General features: G+C 49.3%; 16 protein-coding genes and 4 tRNA genes. 4 read left to right on the top strand and 16 right to left on the bottom strand.

Annotated elements, in window-relative coordinates:
* Positions 1 to 124: 124 nt before the first annotated feature.
* On the bottom strand, positions 125 to 1,486 hold the full coding sequence (gene ffh, locus QWJ20_RS20955) for a signal recognition particle protein (protein ID WP_095700327.1): 1,362 nt from the start codon (positions 1,484 to 1,486) through the stop codon (positions 125 to 127).
* Between the two features lie 170 nt (positions 1,487 to 1,656).
* Between ffh and QWJ20_RS20950 the strand changes: the two genes are divergently transcribed.
* On the top strand, positions 1,657 to 2,451 hold the full coding sequence (locus QWJ20_RS20950) for a cytochrome C assembly family protein (protein ID WP_010286006.1): 795 nt from the start codon (positions 1,657 to 1,659) through the stop codon (positions 2,449 to 2,451).
* A 70-nt stretch (positions 2,452 to 2,521) separates the two neighbouring features.
* On the opposite strand, the gene luxS is transcribed toward QWJ20_RS20950, so the two are convergent.
* From luxS to QWJ20_RS20880, 14 genes are all read right to left on the bottom strand, one after another.
* On the bottom strand, positions 2,522 to 3,037 hold the full coding sequence (gene luxS / locus QWJ20_RS20945; protein ID WP_014916315.1) for an S-ribosylhomocysteine lyase: 516 nt from the start codon (positions 3,035 to 3,037) through the stop codon (positions 2,522 to 2,524).
* A 153-nt stretch (positions 3,038 to 3,190) separates the two neighbouring features.
* A complete protein-coding gene (gene gshA, locus QWJ20_RS20940; protein ID WP_127158131.1) occupies positions 3,191 to 4,744 on the bottom strand; it encodes a glutamate--cysteine ligase in 1,554 nt (517 codons plus the stop codon).
* Between the two features lie 82 nt (positions 4,745 to 4,826).
* A complete protein-coding gene (locus tag QWJ20_RS20935) occupies positions 4,827 to 5,255 on the bottom strand; it encodes a YqaA family protein (RefSeq protein WP_039483917.1) in 429 nt (142 codons plus the stop codon).
* On the bottom strand, positions 5,252 to 5,818 hold the full coding sequence (gene yqaB, locus QWJ20_RS20930; protein WP_095700329.1) for a fructose-1-phosphate/6-phosphogluconate phosphatase: 567 nt from the start codon (positions 5,816 to 5,818) through the stop codon (positions 5,252 to 5,254). The genes QWJ20_RS20935 and yqaB overlap by 4 nt, the downstream gene beginning before the upstream one ends.
* Positions 5,819 to 6,212: 394 nt before the next feature.
* Positions 6,213 to 6,289: transfer RNA gene (locus QWJ20_RS20925), tRNA-Arg, on the bottom strand.
* A 52-nt stretch (positions 6,290 to 6,341) separates the two neighbouring features.
* Positions 6,342 to 6,418: transfer RNA gene (locus tag QWJ20_RS20920), tRNA-Arg, on the bottom strand.
* A 71-nt stretch (positions 6,419 to 6,489) separates the two neighbouring features.
* Positions 6,490 to 6,566: transfer RNA gene (locus QWJ20_RS20915), tRNA-Arg, on the bottom strand.
* Positions 6,567 to 6,574: 8 nt separating this feature from the next.
* Positions 6,575 to 6,667: transfer RNA gene (locus tag QWJ20_RS20910), tRNA-Ser, on the bottom strand.
* 294 nt (positions 6,668 to 6,961) lie between these two features.
* Positions 6,962 to 7,147 carry a carbon storage regulator CsrA gene (gene csrA / locus QWJ20_RS20905; protein WP_005972168.1) on the bottom strand — a complete coding sequence of 62 codons (186 nt, stop codon included), beginning with the start codon at positions 7,145 to 7,147 and terminating at the stop codon, positions 6,962 to 6,964.
* A 324-nt stretch (positions 7,148 to 7,471) separates the two neighbouring features.
* Complete coding sequence (alaS, locus tag QWJ20_RS20900) at positions 7,472 to 10,099, bottom strand: alanine--tRNA ligase (protein WP_039514163.1); 2,628 nt, start codon at positions 10,097 to 10,099, stop codon at positions 7,472 to 7,474.
* Between the two features lie 137 nt (positions 10,100 to 10,236).
* Positions 10,237 to 10,731, bottom strand: a complete 495-nt coding sequence (gene recX / locus QWJ20_RS20895) for a recombination regulator RecX (RefSeq protein ID WP_039483909.1) — start codon at positions 10,729 to 10,731, stop codon at positions 10,237 to 10,239.
* Between the two features lie 45 nt (positions 10,732 to 10,776).
* The gene (gene recA / locus QWJ20_RS20890) at positions 10,777 to 11,850 is read right to left on the bottom strand and encodes a recombinase RecA (protein ID WP_095700331.1); all 1,074 of its coding nucleotides are present in this window, start codon (positions 11,848 to 11,850) and stop codon (positions 10,777 to 10,779) included.
* Between the two features lie 107 nt (positions 11,851 to 11,957).
* A complete protein-coding gene (pncC, locus tag QWJ20_RS20885) occupies positions 11,958 to 12,452 on the bottom strand; it encodes a nicotinamide-nucleotide amidase (RefSeq protein ID WP_119888043.1) in 495 nt (164 codons plus the stop codon).
* A gap of 235 nt (positions 12,453 to 12,687) precedes the next feature.
* Positions 12,688 to 13,023, bottom strand: a complete 336-nt coding sequence (locus QWJ20_RS20880; protein ID WP_095700333.1) for a hypothetical protein — start codon at positions 13,021 to 13,023, stop codon at positions 12,688 to 12,690.
* A 481-nt stretch (positions 13,024 to 13,504) separates the two neighbouring features.
* Here QWJ20_RS20880 and QWJ20_RS20875 point away from each other — a divergent pair, with 481 nt between their 5' ends.
* From QWJ20_RS20875 to QWJ20_RS20865, 3 genes are all read left to right on the top strand, one after another.
* A complete protein-coding gene (locus QWJ20_RS20875) occupies positions 13,505 to 13,993 on the top strand; it encodes an SRPBCC family protein (RefSeq protein ID WP_039483902.1) in 489 nt (162 codons plus the stop codon).
* Positions 13,994 to 14,075: 82 nt separating this feature from the next.
* Complete coding sequence (locus tag QWJ20_RS20870; RefSeq protein ID WP_039483901.1) at positions 14,076 to 14,750, top strand: MarC family NAAT transporter; 675 nt, start codon at positions 14,076 to 14,078, stop codon at positions 14,748 to 14,750.
* Positions 14,751 to 14,918: 168 nt separating this feature from the next.
* Positions 14,919 to 16,517, top strand: coding sequence for a sensor domain-containing diguanylate cyclase (locus tag QWJ20_RS20865; protein ID WP_433993374.1), 1,599 nt, complete (start codon positions 14,919 to 14,921; stop codon positions 16,515 to 16,517).
* A gap of 264 nt (positions 16,518 to 16,781) precedes the next feature.
* On the opposite strand, the gene QWJ20_RS20860 is transcribed toward QWJ20_RS20865, so the two are convergent.
* A complete protein-coding gene (locus QWJ20_RS20860; protein ID WP_433993373.1) occupies positions 16,782 to 17,978 on the bottom strand; it encodes an MFS transporter in 1,197 nt (398 codons plus the stop codon).
* Positions 17,979 to 17,999: the final 21 nt, after the last annotated feature.

Here is a 17,999-nt window from a genome sequence, read left to right as displayed (position 1 = left end):
CCATCGAGGAACGGAGCCCAGTATGTCATATAAAAAGCCCGAAAATTTTACTCATTTTGGCGCAAAAAGCAATCTAAAGCGTATAATCACGCCAAGAGATTCTCTACACCATCGATTTCGGTGATTAACGCCCCGGGAATCCAGGTGGCATCATCCCCTTCATACCGCGCATCATTTTCGCCAGACCACCGTTTTTCATCTTCTTCATCATTCGCTGCATATCATCGAATTGTTTCAGAAGACGGTTCACGTCCTGTACCTGCATGCCGGAACCCTGCGCGATACGACGTTTACGCGATCCTTTAATAATCTCAGGTTTGGCGCGCTCCTGACGCGTCATCGAATTAATGATCGCCTCCATACGCACCAGCACCTTGTCATCCATTTGTGACTTAACATTATCAGGCAGTTGGCCCATGCCCGGCATTTTGCTCATCATGCTTGCCATGCCGCCCATGTTGCGCATCTGCTTGAGCTGATCCAGGAAATCGGTCAAATCAAACCCATCACCCTTCTTCAGCTTATTAGCAAGCTTTTCTGCCTGTGTACGATCGACCTTGCTTTCAATATCTTCAATCAATGAAAGCACATCGCCCATACCGAGAATTCGCGAGGCAACGCGCTCCGGGTAGAACGGCTCCAGCGCTTCGGTTTTTTCGCCGACACCAAGGAATTTAATTGGCTTGCCAGTAATATGGCGGATAGACAACGCCGCACCGCCACGGGCATCACCATCAATTTTGGTGAGGATCACACCGGTCAGCGGCAGCGCTTCATTAAAGGCTTTCGCCGTATTCGCCGCATCCTGCCCCGTCATGGCATCCACTACAAACAGCGTTTCAACCGGCTTAATCGCCGCATGAACCTGTTTGATTTCGTCCATCATCGCGTCGTCAACGTGGAGACGACCCGCGGTATCGACTAACAGGACATCGTAGAACTTCAGCTTAGCGTGTTGTAACGCACGTTCTACGATAGCAAGGGGCTTTTCCTGCACGTCTGACGGGAAGAAATCGACACCCACTTGCTCTGCCAACGTTTCCAACTGTTTAATCGCCGCAGGGCGATAAACGTCAGCTGAAACCACCAGCACTTTTTTCTTATGCTTTTCGCGCAGGAATTTACCCAGCTTGCCCACGCTGGTCGTTTTACCCGCACCTTGCAGACCGGCCATCAGAACAACCGCAGGGGGTTGCGCGGCAAGATTCAGCTCGGCATTGATTTCACCCATTGCGCTGACGAGTTCATTTTTAACAATCTTGACGAACTCTTGACCCGGCGTCAGACTTTTATTGACCTCATGCCCGACAGCACGCTCTTTCACGCGATTGATAAAATCACGTACCACAGGTAACGCGACGTCGGCTTCCAGCAATGCCATACGTACTTCACGTAGCGTTTCTTTTATGTTGTCTTCAGTCAACCGCCCGCGGCCGCTGATATTGCGCAATGTGCGCGAGAGTCGATCGGTTAAATTTTCAAACATATCTCATGCTCAACGTAAGACAGGCCGCCAGCGCGACACGAATGGAAGAGATTATACACAAAAGCGGGAACGATCTCAGCGCTGCTGACGGAGAACTGTTGGTGCCCGCGACGACTAACGCTATACTGATTCTTCATTTTACCTAGTTGATATTTAATAACCTAATCTGTATGTCTGTTTTCGCTATTGTGGCGCTTGTCGCCTACACACTCAGCCTCGGACTGATTATCCCCAGTCTGCTGCGCAAGAACAGTGCATATCGTCGGCTGGCAATACTCTCGGCCAGCGCTGCGCTAATTTGTCATGCAGTGGCGCTCTATCAACGCATTTTCGATGTTCAGGTCGGCCAAAACCTTAGCTTGCTGAATATCGGCTCTCTGGTCAGCCTCATCATCTGTACGGTGATGACATTTGTCGCCACGCGCGATCGCGGCTGGTTTATTCTTCCTATCGTCTACACCTTTGCGCTGATCAATCTGGCCTTCGCCAGCTTCATGCCGAGTGAATTTATTACGCATCTGGAAGCGTCGCCGGGCTTGATGATCCATATCGGACTGGCCCTTTTCTCCTATGCAACGCTGTTAATTGCTGCTCTTTATGCGCTTCAACTCGCCTGGCTTGATTATCTACTCAAGAATAAAAAGCTGGGATTTGCCGCTGACATGCCGCCGCTGATGGGCATTGAGCGCAAGATGTTTCACATCACACAGATTGGTGTCATTCTGCTCACGCTGACGCTCTGTACTGGTTTGTTTTATATGGATGACCTTATCGATAACAAAGAGAACCTGCACAAGGCCGTGTTCTCCCTGTTTGCCTGGTTCATCTATATTCTGTTGCTCTGGGGGCATTACCATGAAGGATGGCGGGGACGGCGCGTCGTCTGGTTCAGCCTGATCGGCGCTCTTATGCTGACGCTGTCCTACTTCGGCAGCCGGGTTATACAGCACTTCCTCGCAGTCTGACGCGTTCACGAACACAAAAAAAGAGAACCCACTTTCGGTTCTCTTTTTTTATCTGCGCATATCAAACAAACTAGATATGTAGCTCAGCCAATTTATCTTTCGGCAGCGCCAGATCGTCATTTTGGTTGATACCAATATCGTGATCTACGATGTGTTGAGCAATGTCCTGCGCTTCTTTCAGTGAGTGCATCTCATAGGTGCCACACTGGAATTCGTTCAGCTCAGGAATTTTACGCTGGTCAGTCACTTTCAGAACGTCCGCCATCGCCGCTTTCCAGGAATCAGCAACACGTTGCTCATCCGGCGTGCCAATCAGGCTCATGTAGAAGCCCGTACGGCATCCCATCGGAGAAATGTCGATAATCTCAACGCCATCACCGTTTAAATGATCGCGCATAAAGCCTGCAAACAGGTGCTCTAGCGTATGGATGCCACGCTCTGGCATGACTTCGATATTCGGACGACAGAAGCGCAGGTCAAATACCGTGATATTGTCGCCATGAGGGGTTTTCATGGTTTTAGCGACCCGAACTGCGGGTGCGGCCATACGAGTATGGTCAACGGTAAAGCTATCTAATAACGGCATAATTTCACCTCCTCAAAGAAAAAAATTCATTTTTTCTCGTTTCCGAGAACTTTTCCTTTTTATGCGAGTCTGACTTACTGAAAGACGCGCATTTATTATCATCATCCCTATTAGAGATGTTTATTTGGCCACAGTTTCTGTGGCCTTTTCTTTTTAATGCGTCGCCAGATAGTCGTCAAAATTCATCGTATCTTCAGACTCAATCTGACGTTGACGCTGCCAGGAGTTCTCGCTCGCAGCAGCTAATTGTTCTTCCGTCAACACCTGCAGCGGTTCGCTGCTGAGCATTTTGCGGTATTCTTCCGCTAAATTCAGCCCCACGCTACCATTGCCTTCTTGCTTCATCAACGTTAATAGTCGCCCAGAGAACGTCGTTTCTGGATCGTCAAAACCAACAAGTAGCTCATCGCATACCTGCTGATAGTGCGGTTGACTGTTTTCCGCGTCCAGCACTTCCGCAACGCGACGTAAATCCGCAAACAGAGATTTCCCCACTTCAGCAATTGGCTGCTGGATGGTTTCACACCGCATACCCACCGTTTGCCCTGGTTTACGCCCTTCCAGAATCACTCGATTCCAGTTTTTACGCGTACACAGTAGCTCATCAGCGCTCATTTCAGGCGCATCTGCCAACGCACACCAGATCAGGAATAAATCCAGGAAACGAACCTGGCTTTCACTCACCCCGGTTGGAGAGAAAGGATTAATATCCAGTGAACGCACTTCGATATATTCGATTCCGCCACGCAACAAGGCATCAGATGGCGTTTCACCGGCGCGCGTCACACGCTTCGGACGAATCGGCGCATAGAGCTCGTTCTCAATCTGCAAGACGTTCGTATTCAATTGTAGATAACGACCATCCTTCTTCATACCAACCCGAGCATACTCCTCAGATGGCGTTTTTATCGCGCGTTTTAACGCAGCGACATAGGTATCCAAGTCGTTAAACGTAATCCCCAGATTGCTCTGTGACTTATTGGTATAGCCTAAATCACTGAGCCGCAGAGAGGTCGCATAAGGCAGATAAAGCATGCCTTTTTCCGTACGCTCAAACGGCAGTGCGGTTTCCCGGCCTTTAAGGAAAGAAGAACAGATCGCCGGAGAAGCACCAAACAGATAAGGGATCACCCAACCAAAGCGGTAATAGTTGCGGATCAGTCTGAAGTATCCCGCAGATATCGCTTTTTTCCCGCTTTCTGCATCAGTCACTCCTTCTCGTGCCTGCCAGAATGACAGCGGAAGAGAGAAGTTATAATGCACGCCGGAAATAGTCTGCATCAACGCGCCATAGCGGTTTTTCAGCCCTTCACGATAAAGCGTTTTGAAGCGCCCGATATTTGATGAGCCATACTGCGCCAGCTCTATATTTTGCTCGCTGTCGATAAAGCACGGCATGCTCAATGGCCACATCCGCTCATCGCCCAGATTGCGTGAAACATGACGATGAATATCACGCAGAAACGTCAGCAGATGATCGACATCTTTATCGACTGGCGTAATAAACTCTAACAGCGCTTCTGCAAAGTCTGTCGTAATCCACGGGTGTGCCAACGCCGAACCCAATATCTCGGGGTGTCCGGTCGTCGCAAGATGTCCGTTTGCTGTTACGCGCAATGTTTCGCGTTCAATTCCACGCTGAATACCCTTCACTGCCAGTGGGTGTTTTTCCAGCCAAGAAAGTGCTTCTGAAATGTCCGGGATCAAATCGACCTCCCGTTGTTAAAATGTAATGGTTGTAAGCATAATTGAAACTCAGCAGCACTCACCAGTTCGCATTGCAATCTGGTTAAGACCACCACGCCATCCCCTGTAACGTTATACCCGTCAATACGATATACCGCAGCGCTTTTCCAATACCGATGAAAACCGCCGATTGCACCCAGGGCATGCGTAGCCAACCCGCTAACACGCACAATAAATCGCCTACTACCGGCACCCAGCTAAATAACAACGCAGCGCAGCCATAGCGCTGTAACCAGCGCATGGCCACCGAATACCCAGCTTGTTGTTTTGGCTGAGGGAGTAAGCGCCCTATAAAAATATTTGTTAACCCGCCCAGCGTATTTCCTACCGTCGCCACAGCAACCAACAGGTAGGGTTTTGCGCTGTCAGCAAGCAATAACGTTACCAGCAGCACTTCCGAACTGCCAGGCAGCAGTGTTGCACTTAGCAGGCTACTCCAGAAAAGAGAAAAAACAGCCCAGAACTCACTCACAATGTACGGACGTCAACCACGGCCATGTTAGCGCGTTTAGCGGCTTCAATACCGTAGTCTGCATCTTCAAACACAATACAGTGTTCTGGTGCGACAGAAATCAATGCAGCGCAACGCAGAAAGGTATCGGGGAAAGGCTTATGCTGAATAACATCATCAGCCCCAACGATTGCATCAAAATAATCATGCAACCCCAAATGCGTTAGCAATCTATCAGCCATGCCATGCGTGCTACCTGTGCCAACTGCCATAGGACGCCGTCCGCGATAATGCTTAACAACATCAATCAACGGCAGTGGTTTTACGGTATCCAGCAGCATTTCCTCAACAACAGCAGTTTTTTCCGCCGCGAGTTGGTGAGCATCAATATCGGCCTGATGACTGTCGATAATACGCTGTGCAATACGCCAGGTGGGCGAGCCGTTCAATGCTGTCATGGCACTGGCATCATATCTCATACCATATCGGGCAAGAACCTGATCCCACGCTTTATGGTGCGTTGGTTCGGTATCAAGCAGGGTGCCATCCATATCAAAGATCAGCCCTTGATAGCGATCGTACATCATGACTCCATGATCACTGAAAAGAGAGCTTACTTTATCGTAAAGTGAAAACGTTGTCGCTTACTCAATAACCTTATAAAAAACAGGTTATTACCCCTATAGTAGTAAGACAGCCTTCATTGACTCGTCGGCTCGATCTCAATATGTAGGCAAGGGAGAGGTAAGAATTAATACACGGACGTGATGAGAAAAATATCGTTCTGATATCAGCAAAATAAAGGGCAGTGCCGCTATAGCGCTAACAATATGATAAAGAGTAGTTGGGTAAAACAGAGATGAGGCATCGGAGAAAATTATCTGGCTTACTTAGCACTTCGGGCCGTAGCTAAAGCAAAATTATGCTTATCGATTCGTGCTAAGGAAAAAGCACTAGAATTCTATTTACATCGAAATATGGTGCATCCGGGAGGATTCGAACCTCCGACCGCTCGGTTCGTAGCCGAGTACTCTATCCAGCTGAGCTACGGATGCAGAGTGTGGTGCAGAAATAATGGGGTGAGCAATTAAACGAGATACTTAAGAATGGTGCATCCGGGAGGATTCGAACCTCCGACCGCTCGGTTCGTAGCCGAGTACTCTATCCAGCTGAGCTACGGATGCATTAATAATTCTTCATCTGCGACAAAACTTGCTTTCACTAATACTACTTGCCTTGCAAAGGCAGTATTTAATGGTGCATCCGGGAGGATTCGAACCTCCGACCGCTCGGTTCGTAGCCGAGTACTCTATCCAGCTGAGCTACGGATGCATATTAAATGGCGGTGAGGGAGGGATTCGAACCCTCGATGCAGCTTTTGACCGCATACTCCCTTAGCAGGGGAGCGCCTTCAGCCTCTCGGCCACCTCACCTTACATTACCTGATTTGCTACTAAGAACTTCTTGTTAGTGCTCACCGGTACTGCGTGGCGCACATATTACTTTCCCAGACTTATAAGTCAAACAATTTTTCCCACCTTGTGTTCGTTTGAACAATTCGCATCCAAGACGCGCACTTTCACAACAAAAAGTCTATTTTATCGACAGTAAAACAGGCGGTTACCTTGCCAAAGGAAGCGCACAGTAAAAATGGATATATCGATAAATGTGTGGGGGAAAAGCTGGAAATAACAATTGCGTCCCGCGAACACGAGACGCATTGTCAATCAATATGACGTTGGTTGAGATTTTTCGGCCTGAATACGCTGATAGATCTCTTCACGGTGGACAGAAACCTCTTTAGGTGCATTAACACCAATACGCACCTGGTTGCCTTTCACTCCTAATACGGTAACCGTTACCTCATCGCCGATCATGAGGGTTTCGCCAACTCGACGAGTCAAAATAAGCATTCTTTGCTCCTTGAAAGATTATAAAGAGTCGGGTCTCTCTGTCTCCCCGCCATTATCCATCATGTGCCGTGAAAACGTAAACCTAGACGATGGTATAACCACACCATCACACTCCGGTTTGTCACTACTTGTTAGTTTAGTCGATATCAGTAGCTTGTGCTTTTGTTATCACAACAACAGGACTGAGCATGTAAAGCTTCAGAATATCTGAAGGTAACACACTTTCTATCCTGCTTGCCGGATCCTTTTCCGCAGACAAAAACGCCACAACCAGAAAGTTATGGCGTTTTGTCGGATAACGCGAATAAAACGTTATCTGTCGTTTTACAGCTTAGCAGCAACCCAAGATTCAACGCTTGCCAGCGCAGCAGGCAGTGCAGACACGTCTGAACCACCAGCCTGAGCCATATCTGGGCGACCACCGCCTTTACCGCCAACCTGCTGGGCAACAAACCCAATCAGTTCACCGGCTTTTACACGGTCAGTCAGATCTTTCGTTACACCAGAAATCAAGCTAACCCGGCCTTCTGCCGCCGTTCCAAGAACGATAACAGCAGATCCAAGCTGATTCTTCAGGTCATCAACCATCGTCCGCAACAGCTTAGGATCCACGTTGTCCAGTTGCGTAACCAGCAACTTCACACCGTTAACCTCTTTTGCTTTGCCAGACAGCGACGAGCTTTCCTGTGCTGCTTGCTGAGCCTTCAACTGCTGAAGCTCTTTCTCCAACGCACGGGCACGATCCAGAACAGAGCGTACCTTATCCGTCAGGTTGTGACTATCCCCTTTCAGCAGTTGCGCGATGTCTTGCAAAACATCACTTTGGCGATGCAGCGCAGACAGCGCATTCTCACCTGTGGTCGCTTCAATACGACGCACGCCGGCAGCAGTGCCTGATTCAGAAATGATCTGGAACAGGCCAATATCACCGGTACGGCTTGCGTGCGTGCCGCCACACAGTTCAATGGAGAAATCACCCATCGTCAGAACACGGACATGGTCGTCGTATTTCTCGCCGAACAGCGCCATTGCGCCCTTCGCTCTCGCATCATCCAGCGCCATGACATCCGTTTGCACGGTAAGGTTACGGCGGATTTGCGCGTTGACGATATCTTCAACCTGACGAATCTGCTCAGGTTTCATCGCTTCCGTATGTGAGAAGTCAAAACGCAGATAGCTATCGTTAACCAGAGAGCCTTTCTGCGCGACGTGATCGCCCAGAACCTGACGCAGCGCGGCATGCAGCAGGTGCGTCGCCGAGTGGTTCAGACGAATGCGATCGCGGCGTTGGCTATCAACGTTTGCATCGACGCTGTCGTTAACACGCAGCGTACCCTGAGTCAGTTTACCGACGTGGCCGATTGCCTGACCGTATTTCTGGGTATCCTGAACGGCAAAGCTGACGCCCGCATTTTTCAGTTCACCCTGATCACCAACCTGACCACCAGATTCACCATAGAATGGCGTTTCGTTCAGAATCACAACCGCTTCATCACCTGCCGCAATCTGATCAACCGCGTTTCCATTGTGATAAATCGCAATAACCTTCGCTTGCTGCTGCGTTTTTTCATAGCCGCAGAACGGTGTGTTTTCATCTACACGGATGAGGCTGTTGTAATCTACGCCAAATCCGCTGGCTTCACGTGCGCGCTGGCGCTGAGCCGTCATCGCAGCTTCAAAACCTTCTTCATCGACTTTCAGGCCGCGCTCGCGGCACACATCCGCCGTGAGGTCGACAGGGAAACCATAGGTGTCATACAGGCGGAAGGCCGTTTCACCATCAAGAGTATCCCCTTTCAGGTTTTTAATTTCTTCGTCCAGCAGAGACAAGCCACGTTCCAGCGTGCGGGCAAACTGCTCTTCTTCCGTCTTCAGCGCCTGCTCAACCACAGACTGCTGTTTTTTCAATTCTTCAGCGGCTGGCCCCATGACTTCAATCAGCGGTGCAACCAGTTTGTAGAAGAAAGCATCCGTAGCGCCCAGCATATTACCGTGGCGCGCAGCGCGGCGGATAATACGACGCAGAACATAACCACGGTTTTCATTAGATGGCATCACGCCATCGGCAATCAGGAACGCACAAGAGCGGATATGGTCGGCGATAACACGCAGCGATTTATTGGTTAAATCCGTCGTTCCGACGGCTTTCGCTACCGCCTCAATCAGCGTTTTGAACAAATCAATGTCATAGTTTGAATTGACGTGCTGCAAGACAGCAGAAACGCGCTCTAACCCCATACCGGTATCAACGGAAGGTTTTGGCAGTGGCAACATTGTGCCGTCAACCTGACGGTTGAACTGCATGAACACCAGGTTCCAGATTTCGATATAGCGATCGCCGTCTTCATCAGGGCTTCCTGGCGGGCCACCTGCGATGTGCTCACCGTGATCGAAGAAAATCTCGGTACATGGGCCACACGGCCCCGTTTCGCCCATCTGCCAGAAATTATCAGAGGCGTAAGGTCCGCCTTTGTTATCACCAATACGAATAATTCTTTCGCGCGGTACGCCAACTTCATCAGCCCAAATGTCGTAGGCTTCATCATCTGTTGCGTATACCGTTACCCACAGTTTTTCTTTCGGCAGATTGAACCACTGAGGAGACGTCAGCAATTCCCACGCATAGCGAATTGCATCATGCTTGAAGTAGTCACCGAAGCTGAAGTTACCCAGCATTTCAAAGAAGGTGTGGTGGCGTGCGGTATAACCTACGTTTTCCAGGTCATTATGTTTACCACCGGCACGTACGCAGCGCTGCGAGGTCGTCGCTCGGACATAGCTACGTTTATCCAGACCGAGGAACACATCTTTGAACTGGTTCATACCCGCATTGGTGAATAACAATGTCGGATCGTTGTTCGGCACCAGAGAGCTGCTATCAACAACCTGGTGTCCCTTACTGTGGAAAAAATCGAGAAACGCTTGACGGATCTCAGCGGTGCTCTTGCTCATAATTGTCCTGGAATCAAGCTAGAAGAACAGATCGCGGGCAAGGTTAGTCCAGCATGCTGACGTTACCGAGCAACTCACGAACAAAAAGTGGGAATAAGATAAATTTTCTTCGATGGGAAGTAAAATCCCGTGTGCGTTCAATCTGAAAAATTCGTATAAATTGACTGGATTTCTTCATGAAAGAAGCCACGATAGAGCAGATATCGCTGATGTTTGACTTTGTCTTTCCATTCATCGGACAGAGGGTGCCCGAATTTTCGTTCCACAACTGATTTCGCCAGCGCACACCAATCGATATCACTCTCGTTTAATGCCGTGGCTAACGTTGTTTTATCGATTCCTTTCTGGCTTAGCTCCATTTTGATCCGCTGGGCACCATAGCCTTTGCGGCTCCGGCTGCTGATATAGCGGCGAGCATAGCGCTCGTCATCCAGCCAACCATGTTCCTTGCAGTACGCAATAGCCGCTTCCACATCTTCTGCCGCAGCGCTGGCTGTGGCTTCGTCTGCTTCATCTTCTGCTTTTGCGCTTTCTGACTTATATAAATACGCCGCACATTTGCGGCGTATTTCGGTTTCACTATAATCGCGAACAGAAAGCACATTCATCGCATAGCGTAATGGTTTATTCATCCATCTACCCGCTGAAGTGCTCTGTCGGCGATAATTCAGCCACCATTAAAACTCTTCGTTACCTTCACCAGCGAATTCATCTTCGTCACGGCTATTTCCAGCGGCGGCTGGCGTCAGTTCATTGCCTTTGTGCAGCAGCATTTCACGCAATTTCTTATCCAGTTCCGCAGCAATCGTCGGGTTCTCTTTCAGGAAATTACAGGCATTCGCTTTACCCTGACCGATCTTGTCGCCGTTATAGCTATACCAGGCACCGGCTTTTTCGATCAGCTTGTGTTTCACACCCAGATCAACCAGCTCACCGTGGATATTGATGCCTTCGCCGTACAGGATTTGGAATTCAGCCTGTTTGAACGGCGCTGCCACTTTATTCTTCACGACTTTCACGCGGGTTTCGCTGCCGACAACTTCTTCGCCTTCCTTGATAGCGCCAGTACGACGAATATCCAGACGAACGGAGGCGTAAAACTTCAGTGCGTTACCACCAGTGGTGGTTTCAGGGTTACCGAACATCACACCGATTTTCATACGAATCTGGTTGATGAAGATTAGCAGCGTATTGGCTTGCTTCAGGTTACCCGCCAGTTTACGCATAGCCTGGCTCATCATACGTGCAGCCAGCCCCATGTGGGAGTCGCCGATTTCACCTTCAATTTCGGCTTTCGGCGTCAATGCCGCAACGGAGTCGACGATGATAACGTCAACAGCGCCAGAGCGCGTGAGTGCATCACAGATCTCCAACGCTTGCTCACCGGTATCCGGCTGAGAACACAGCAGGTTATCGATATCTACGCCAAGTTTTTTCGCATAAATCGGGTCCAGCGCATGCTCAGCATCGATAAACGCACACGTTTTTCCTTCACGCTGAGCGGCAGCAATAACCTGTAAGGTCAGCGTTGTTTTACCGGAAGATTCTGGGCCATAAATCTCAACGATACGCCCCATCGGCAAGCCACCGGCTCCCAGCGCGATATCCAGGGACAAAGAGCCAGTAGAAATGGTTTCAACATCCATTGAGCGATCTTCGCCCAACCGCATGATAGAACCTTTACCAAATTGCTTTTCGATTTGGCCCAGTGCTGCCGCAAGTGCCTTTTGTTTGTTCTCATCAATAGCCATTTCTGCTCCTGTCATGCGGCGTAAAGCTGCTGTCTCTACGCGGCTGCTTAATCATGAATTGCCGAATAATTACTGACATTATACTGTATACACATACAGCATCAAGGTTATTTTTTCAGAAACGTGTCGAGCAACGTTTGCAGTGCAAAATGGACCGATTGCAAACGCACCGCGTTTCTGTCTCCGCTGAACCGCATTGTCCGGGCGAATGCCCCACCCTGTTTGTCTGTGAAGCCAAACCACACCGTGCCGACAGGCTTCTCTTCGGTTCCCCCGTCTGGCCCAGCGACGCCGCTTACCGATATGGCAAAATCTGCATCAGCGGCCTGCAAAGCCCCTGCTGCCATCTCATTGACGACGGCTTCACTCACCGCACCATGCTGTTCCAGTGTCTCTGCGTTCACATTCACCAGACGCTGCTTGGCCAGATTGCTGTATGTCACAAAGCCGTAGTCAAACCAACCAGAGCTACCCGCGATATCGGTAATAGACTTAGCCAGCCAGCCTCCGGTGCAGGACTCTGCACATGTCAACCTGGCACCACGCGCCTTCAGTTTTTCGCCCACCAAAGCACTTAACCGCAGAATGTCAGCTTCCGTCATTGCCGCCTCATCTTAATCAAGGATTGTTGGGTCAGGGTAACACTTTTCCCCGAAAAAGACGTCTTGCTGCACGGTATGCGAAGCGCCTAGCAAAGAAGATGAAAGAGGGATGAAAATCGAAGAAGATCGAATAAAACGCCGCCGAATAGTCAGAGAGAATATAGCACTACCCTAATAGATTGTCGGTCGGCGGGAATACAGAGGGAATAGGAGTAATTAATAATGATGGAGCGATTTACATACAGCCAGCGCAACTGGTGCATCGCCAGTCCTGCTTATTTATAGCCTGAAAGAAATATCTAAAATAACATTCTTCGATAGGGACATTATTTTCTTCAAAGCTATCGGCCAGCCAGTCGATATTTTCCAGAATCCAATCATCCTCATCTAACCCGTCCCGGTACATTTCATCATCAGGATCGATGATAGAGTAGATCCCCATCGTTCCCATATGATTCTCTTTATATTTTTCCGGCAGCGCGAAGTCTTTTTCTTTATAAGATATTAACCAGTGGCCGTGACAAAGCAGGTTGCCATTACGGCTCCACTTAGCAACAAATGGGTTACTCATATTTATTCCTACCAGCATAAACGCTAGCTATAAACGTATCTCGACATATTTATAAAGTATAATCACCTCACAATCAATGTGCTATTTACAAGCCAGAATATAGGGATAAACATTTTTTACATCTTAATAGGTAGAAACCCATTAGTGATAAATTGATAAATATCAATTCACATGGAAATAAAATATCTAGACAGGGAAAGATAAATAAAAAAAGCCCACTAAAAATAGTGGGCGGGGTACTGCTATTATCGTTATGTAAAAACCCTGGTGTTTTTCGGCACTTCATTCGGCTACTGTCTGATACTTACAGTACCGAACCAACATTAACGCAACATTAGGCGTGTAAAAATTCTGACGATTGCTGTGATAGCCTGCACCATCACTATCGCCACCGTCTCCGCTTTGCTTCATTGGTCGAGATCGGTCAGAATGGCGTGAATATGCCCATAAAGGGGTAATAATCCATTAGGGAGGATGACGGGTGTTTCCCTCTTTCTTAAGAAGAACCGCAGCGAAAAACGGCAGTTATGCCAATGAAATCAGCAGCAGCATTACGATCAATCGCCCGGCAGAACGCTTGTTTGATCTCTGGCGCAAACCGGAAACGTTGCCGATCCTGATGGGCCATTTCGCCAGTATCGAGATACTGAACTATACCGACTCTAACTGGCGGATTAACACGCCGATTGGCGCGCTCATTGAGTGGCAGGCTCGTATTATTGACGAAAAACCGGGGGAGTATATCCACTGGCGTTCGCTGGAAGGGGCACGGGTTCCGAATGAAGGCCGGCTTTCTTTTCAACCTGCCACATCGGAAGCGGGTACAACCGTAACGCTGACCATTCGCTACAACCCACCGGGGGGCTTGATCGGGAAAAAGATCGGCCAAATGTTTGATATGTTTTCTCGCGATATGCTGACAAAAACGCTCTATCGTTTTAAAAAATTAGCGGAGGATGAACTGGCCTAAGCCGCGCCAGATATCATAGCAACAGGTCATCAGTGACCGTTTTCCTGAACTGACGAAAGTGCCCCAATAAAAGGAACGTAGAATGCTGGAATTGATTCAAACCATTGGTCTTGGTCTGGTGTTAATCCTACCACTCGCGAACCCACTGACAACGGTAGCGGTATTTTTGGCAATGTCCGGCAACATGAGCCAAGGGGAACGAAATCGTCAGATCTTTCAAGCTTCACTCTACGTCTTCATCATTATGACCGTCGCGTACTACGCGGGTCAGGTCGTAATGAATACCTTCGGAATTTCCATTCCTGGGTTGCGCATTGCCGGCGGGCTCATCGTGGCATTTATCGGTTTTCGCATGCTTTTTCCTCAGCAAAAGCCAGAACATGCACCTGAAGTCAAAAGCAAAAAAGAAGAAATTAACGACAGTTTCTCCGCCAATGAGGTCAATATCGCTTTCGTGCCGCTAGCGATGCCCAGCACCGCGGGGCCAGGAACCATTGCTCTCATCATTAGTTCTGCCTCACAAATCAAGAGCGGCGTCGATATCACGCCATGGGTGATTACCGTTGCCCCCGTACTCACATTTATGTTGATCAGCCTGATCGTCTGGCTCAGTCTGAAAAGCTCTGGCCTGATTATGCGTCTGATCGGGAAAAGCGGCATTGAGGCCATTTCACGGCTGATGGGATTTCTGCTGGTTTGCATGGGCGTGCAGTTCATCATTAACGGTACGCTGGAGATCGTACATACCCTGCATTAAGTTGAAGATGCTAGAGAGATATCAATACGTTGCCAGATAGCCCAATTAGCGTCTATAACTTTGAATGGCGGGTTTATTCATTGGTCGCAAGCGATACCCCTGCCCGTGTTACATAACAAAAAGAAAGCGTTATTTTGCTTACCTAGCGGAAAATAGGTGCGGCCAACAATGAAAATAAAAAAACGATTCCCAATCAATTTGCGTTCACTCATTTTATCTCTCGCGATTATCAGCATGATCATCACGCTGACCAATGCCTATGTTGCTGTTTATAATGTACAAAAAAAGCTCATCACCGATCAGATACTGAGTTCAAACCTTAACTATTCTTCCAAATTAGCAGCGACCACAGAAAGTTTTTTATCTTCAGCACAGCAGGAGCTGGCTTACAGCGCGATGTCGATAGCGGACAGTTTTAATGACGATGCGACGCTACTGGAGAAAAGTGAGCAGACATACCGCATGAGCCAGAGTTTTAACTCTATTTTCGTTGCGGATACCCAGAATCAGATACATGCGGTTTACCCAACCTCGCTGAACCTAAAAGGAAGCACGCTGACCTCTGATGCCAGCAAACTGGCGCTCGTAGAACAAAAGCCGTTAATCAGCCAGCCTTATATTTCGGTTACGGGAAATCTGATCGTGCTGGTTTCCTCCCCAATAAAAGACAAACAGGGAAATTATCTCGGTTACATCGGCGGAACGATTTATTTAAAAAATCAAAGTGTCTTAAACGAATTTATGAACACCCATTTCTATAACGATTACTCCAGCGTTTACGTAATCGATAAAAGTGGGATTGTTCTCTACCATCAGGATAAGCAGTGGGTCGGCAAGCCCGTCAGCGACGAGAGAATTAAAAACGCGCTTCATAACAAGAAGAGTGGCACCGCCGCCATGCCGGATATGAAAGGTACGCCGTCTTTGGCTGGCTTTGATACCGTCAATTCATCCGGCTGGATCATCATTACTTTGCACCCTTCTCAAACCGTTATCGATTTGCTCAGCAGCGTGATGCGTTCCGTTGTATACGAAGGTGCCCCGGTAATGGCATTAACGCTTATCGCGCTCACCCTACTCGCCTTCTATATCGCCAACCCTCTGCGCTTGCTGGCGGTTTCTGCCAGTAAAATGGAAGAGTCCGGCGTGATTGAAAAAATCAAGAAAGTCCCCTCCTGGTATTTTGAGGTTGAACAGCTAAAACGCGTCATTCTTTTCGGTACCCTGCTGCTGCACAAGCGAATCGGCAAACTGAGTTTGCAGGCCCATACCGATCCACTCATCGGGTTGCTCAATCGCCGTGGCATCTATGAAAGCATTGAACTCATTCTCTCAAAGAGCAATCAGGTTGCCGCCATCGTGATTGATATCGACCATTTCAAACGCGTGAATGATACCTACGGACACAATATCGGCGATGACGTCATCAGGCTGCTGGCGAAAAGCATAAAGCAGGGTTCACGCGAATCCGATCTGATTTGCCGCACAGGCGGAGAGGAGTTCCTCGCTCTTCTGCCCGATACGGATATGAAACAGGCCGCTGATATTGCTGAACGGCTGCGTAAAAAAGTGGAAAAAATGCCGCTGCCAATTCCTGAGAACATCACGATTTCACTCGGCGTCACCTGTTTTATTCCGGGAACGGAGCAGATCGATAGCGTCTTGAAAATCGCGGACGACGCCCTCTATCAGGCCAAGCATGAAGGCAGAAACCGAGTCGTTATCAAAGTCGCTTCCGATCATTCAGTGAATCACGACACGGAATAGACACGCTCAACACGAATCTCGCGAGCGGGAAAGCAGGCAAAAAAAAACCCGCACAAGGCGGGCCAAGGTCATTCTAATGACAGGGATGGTTAACTAACACAACACTCACAGAGATGTGAGGTACTGACAAGGGATGGAAGGACTATAGCAAGCCAAATGTATAGTATTGTCATCAGCAAGTAAGGTTAATCTACCGGTTGTAAAACAACATTGGTAATACTTCCCAGCCGCCCTGCCTGGCTATTTCAGCCTGTTTTCCCCCGTTCACAATGACGCTTTTTGGGTTTTCATCAGCGCAACCAGCAGCGCCATGATTGCCAGAACGCTGGCTAGCCCTCCGACCATCAACCATCCTCCCTGATGCCATGCAGCCATCGCAACCGAGGAACCAACCGCGCCCCCCAGAAACATCCCGCCCATGAATACGGTATTGATCCGGCCTCTGACCGCTTCACCGAGCCCGTAAATCACATGTTGATTGGCAATTAACGCACTTTGTACGCCGAGATCGAGCAGGACAACGCCGATAATCAGGCCAATAACGGAATCGAAACCGATGAATATTGCCCATGAGAGCAGCGTCAGCAGCGCGCCGGCAATCACAACCGGGCGACTGCCGACGCTATCGGCCAGTCTTCCCGCCAGCGGAGCCGCAAAAATCCCCGCGACGCCAATCACGCCGAACAGGCCCGCGGCGGCGGCGCCCATTTGAAAACGTCCGCTTTCCAGATACAAAGCAAGCACGCTCCAGAACGCGCTGAACGATGCAAACAGCAGCGCCTGAATCAGCGTAGCTTTACGCAATGCGTGTTCACTCTGCCACAGCGTCACCAGCGAACGCATCAGCTCACAGTAACGAACGGTTGGATTCGATGGTGAAGTCGGTAACATTCTTCCCATTGCCCACGCGCCCGCTAGCGCCAGCGGCACGCTCAGCCAGAACATCGCCCGCCAGCCTGCGCTTTCCGCCACCAGTCCCGCAATGGTACGGCTAAGCAGAATGCCGCTGAGCAACCCGCTCATCACCGTTCCAACAATCGCACCACGCTGTTTCGCATCGGCAAGCGCCGCCGCAGCCGGAACAATCTGCTGTGCGGCGGTCGCCCCAAAACCGATGAGCAACGAAGCACCTAATAACGCGACAGCCGATGTCGACAAGGCCGCAAATGCAGAAGCCAACGCCAGCATCAAAAATTGCCACACGATCAACCGACGGCGGTCAAACTTATCGCCGAGTGGAACCAGCAGTAGCAGCCCCAAGGCATAGCCCAGTTGCGTCACGGTTGGAATCAGCGAGATTGCCCAGCTCGACGTAAAGCTTTCGCCGATCACGCCCAGCATCGGTTGGTTGTAATAGATATTGGCAACAGAAATACCACTGGCTGCTGCCATTGAGAAAATCAATACGTTGCCGGGAGCCTGCTGCGTTCTGATATCGGCTTCGCTGGATAATGTACTCATCATCATACCTGTCTGTGTGTT

Origin of the sequence: Pectobacterium sp. S5, assembly GCF_051707265.1 — a bacterium.
In the GTDB taxonomy this organism is placed as follows: domain Bacteria; phylum Pseudomonadota; class Gammaproteobacteria; order Enterobacterales; family Enterobacteriaceae; genus Pectobacterium; species Pectobacterium polare.
This window is presented reverse-complemented; position numbering and strand designations above follow the sequence as displayed.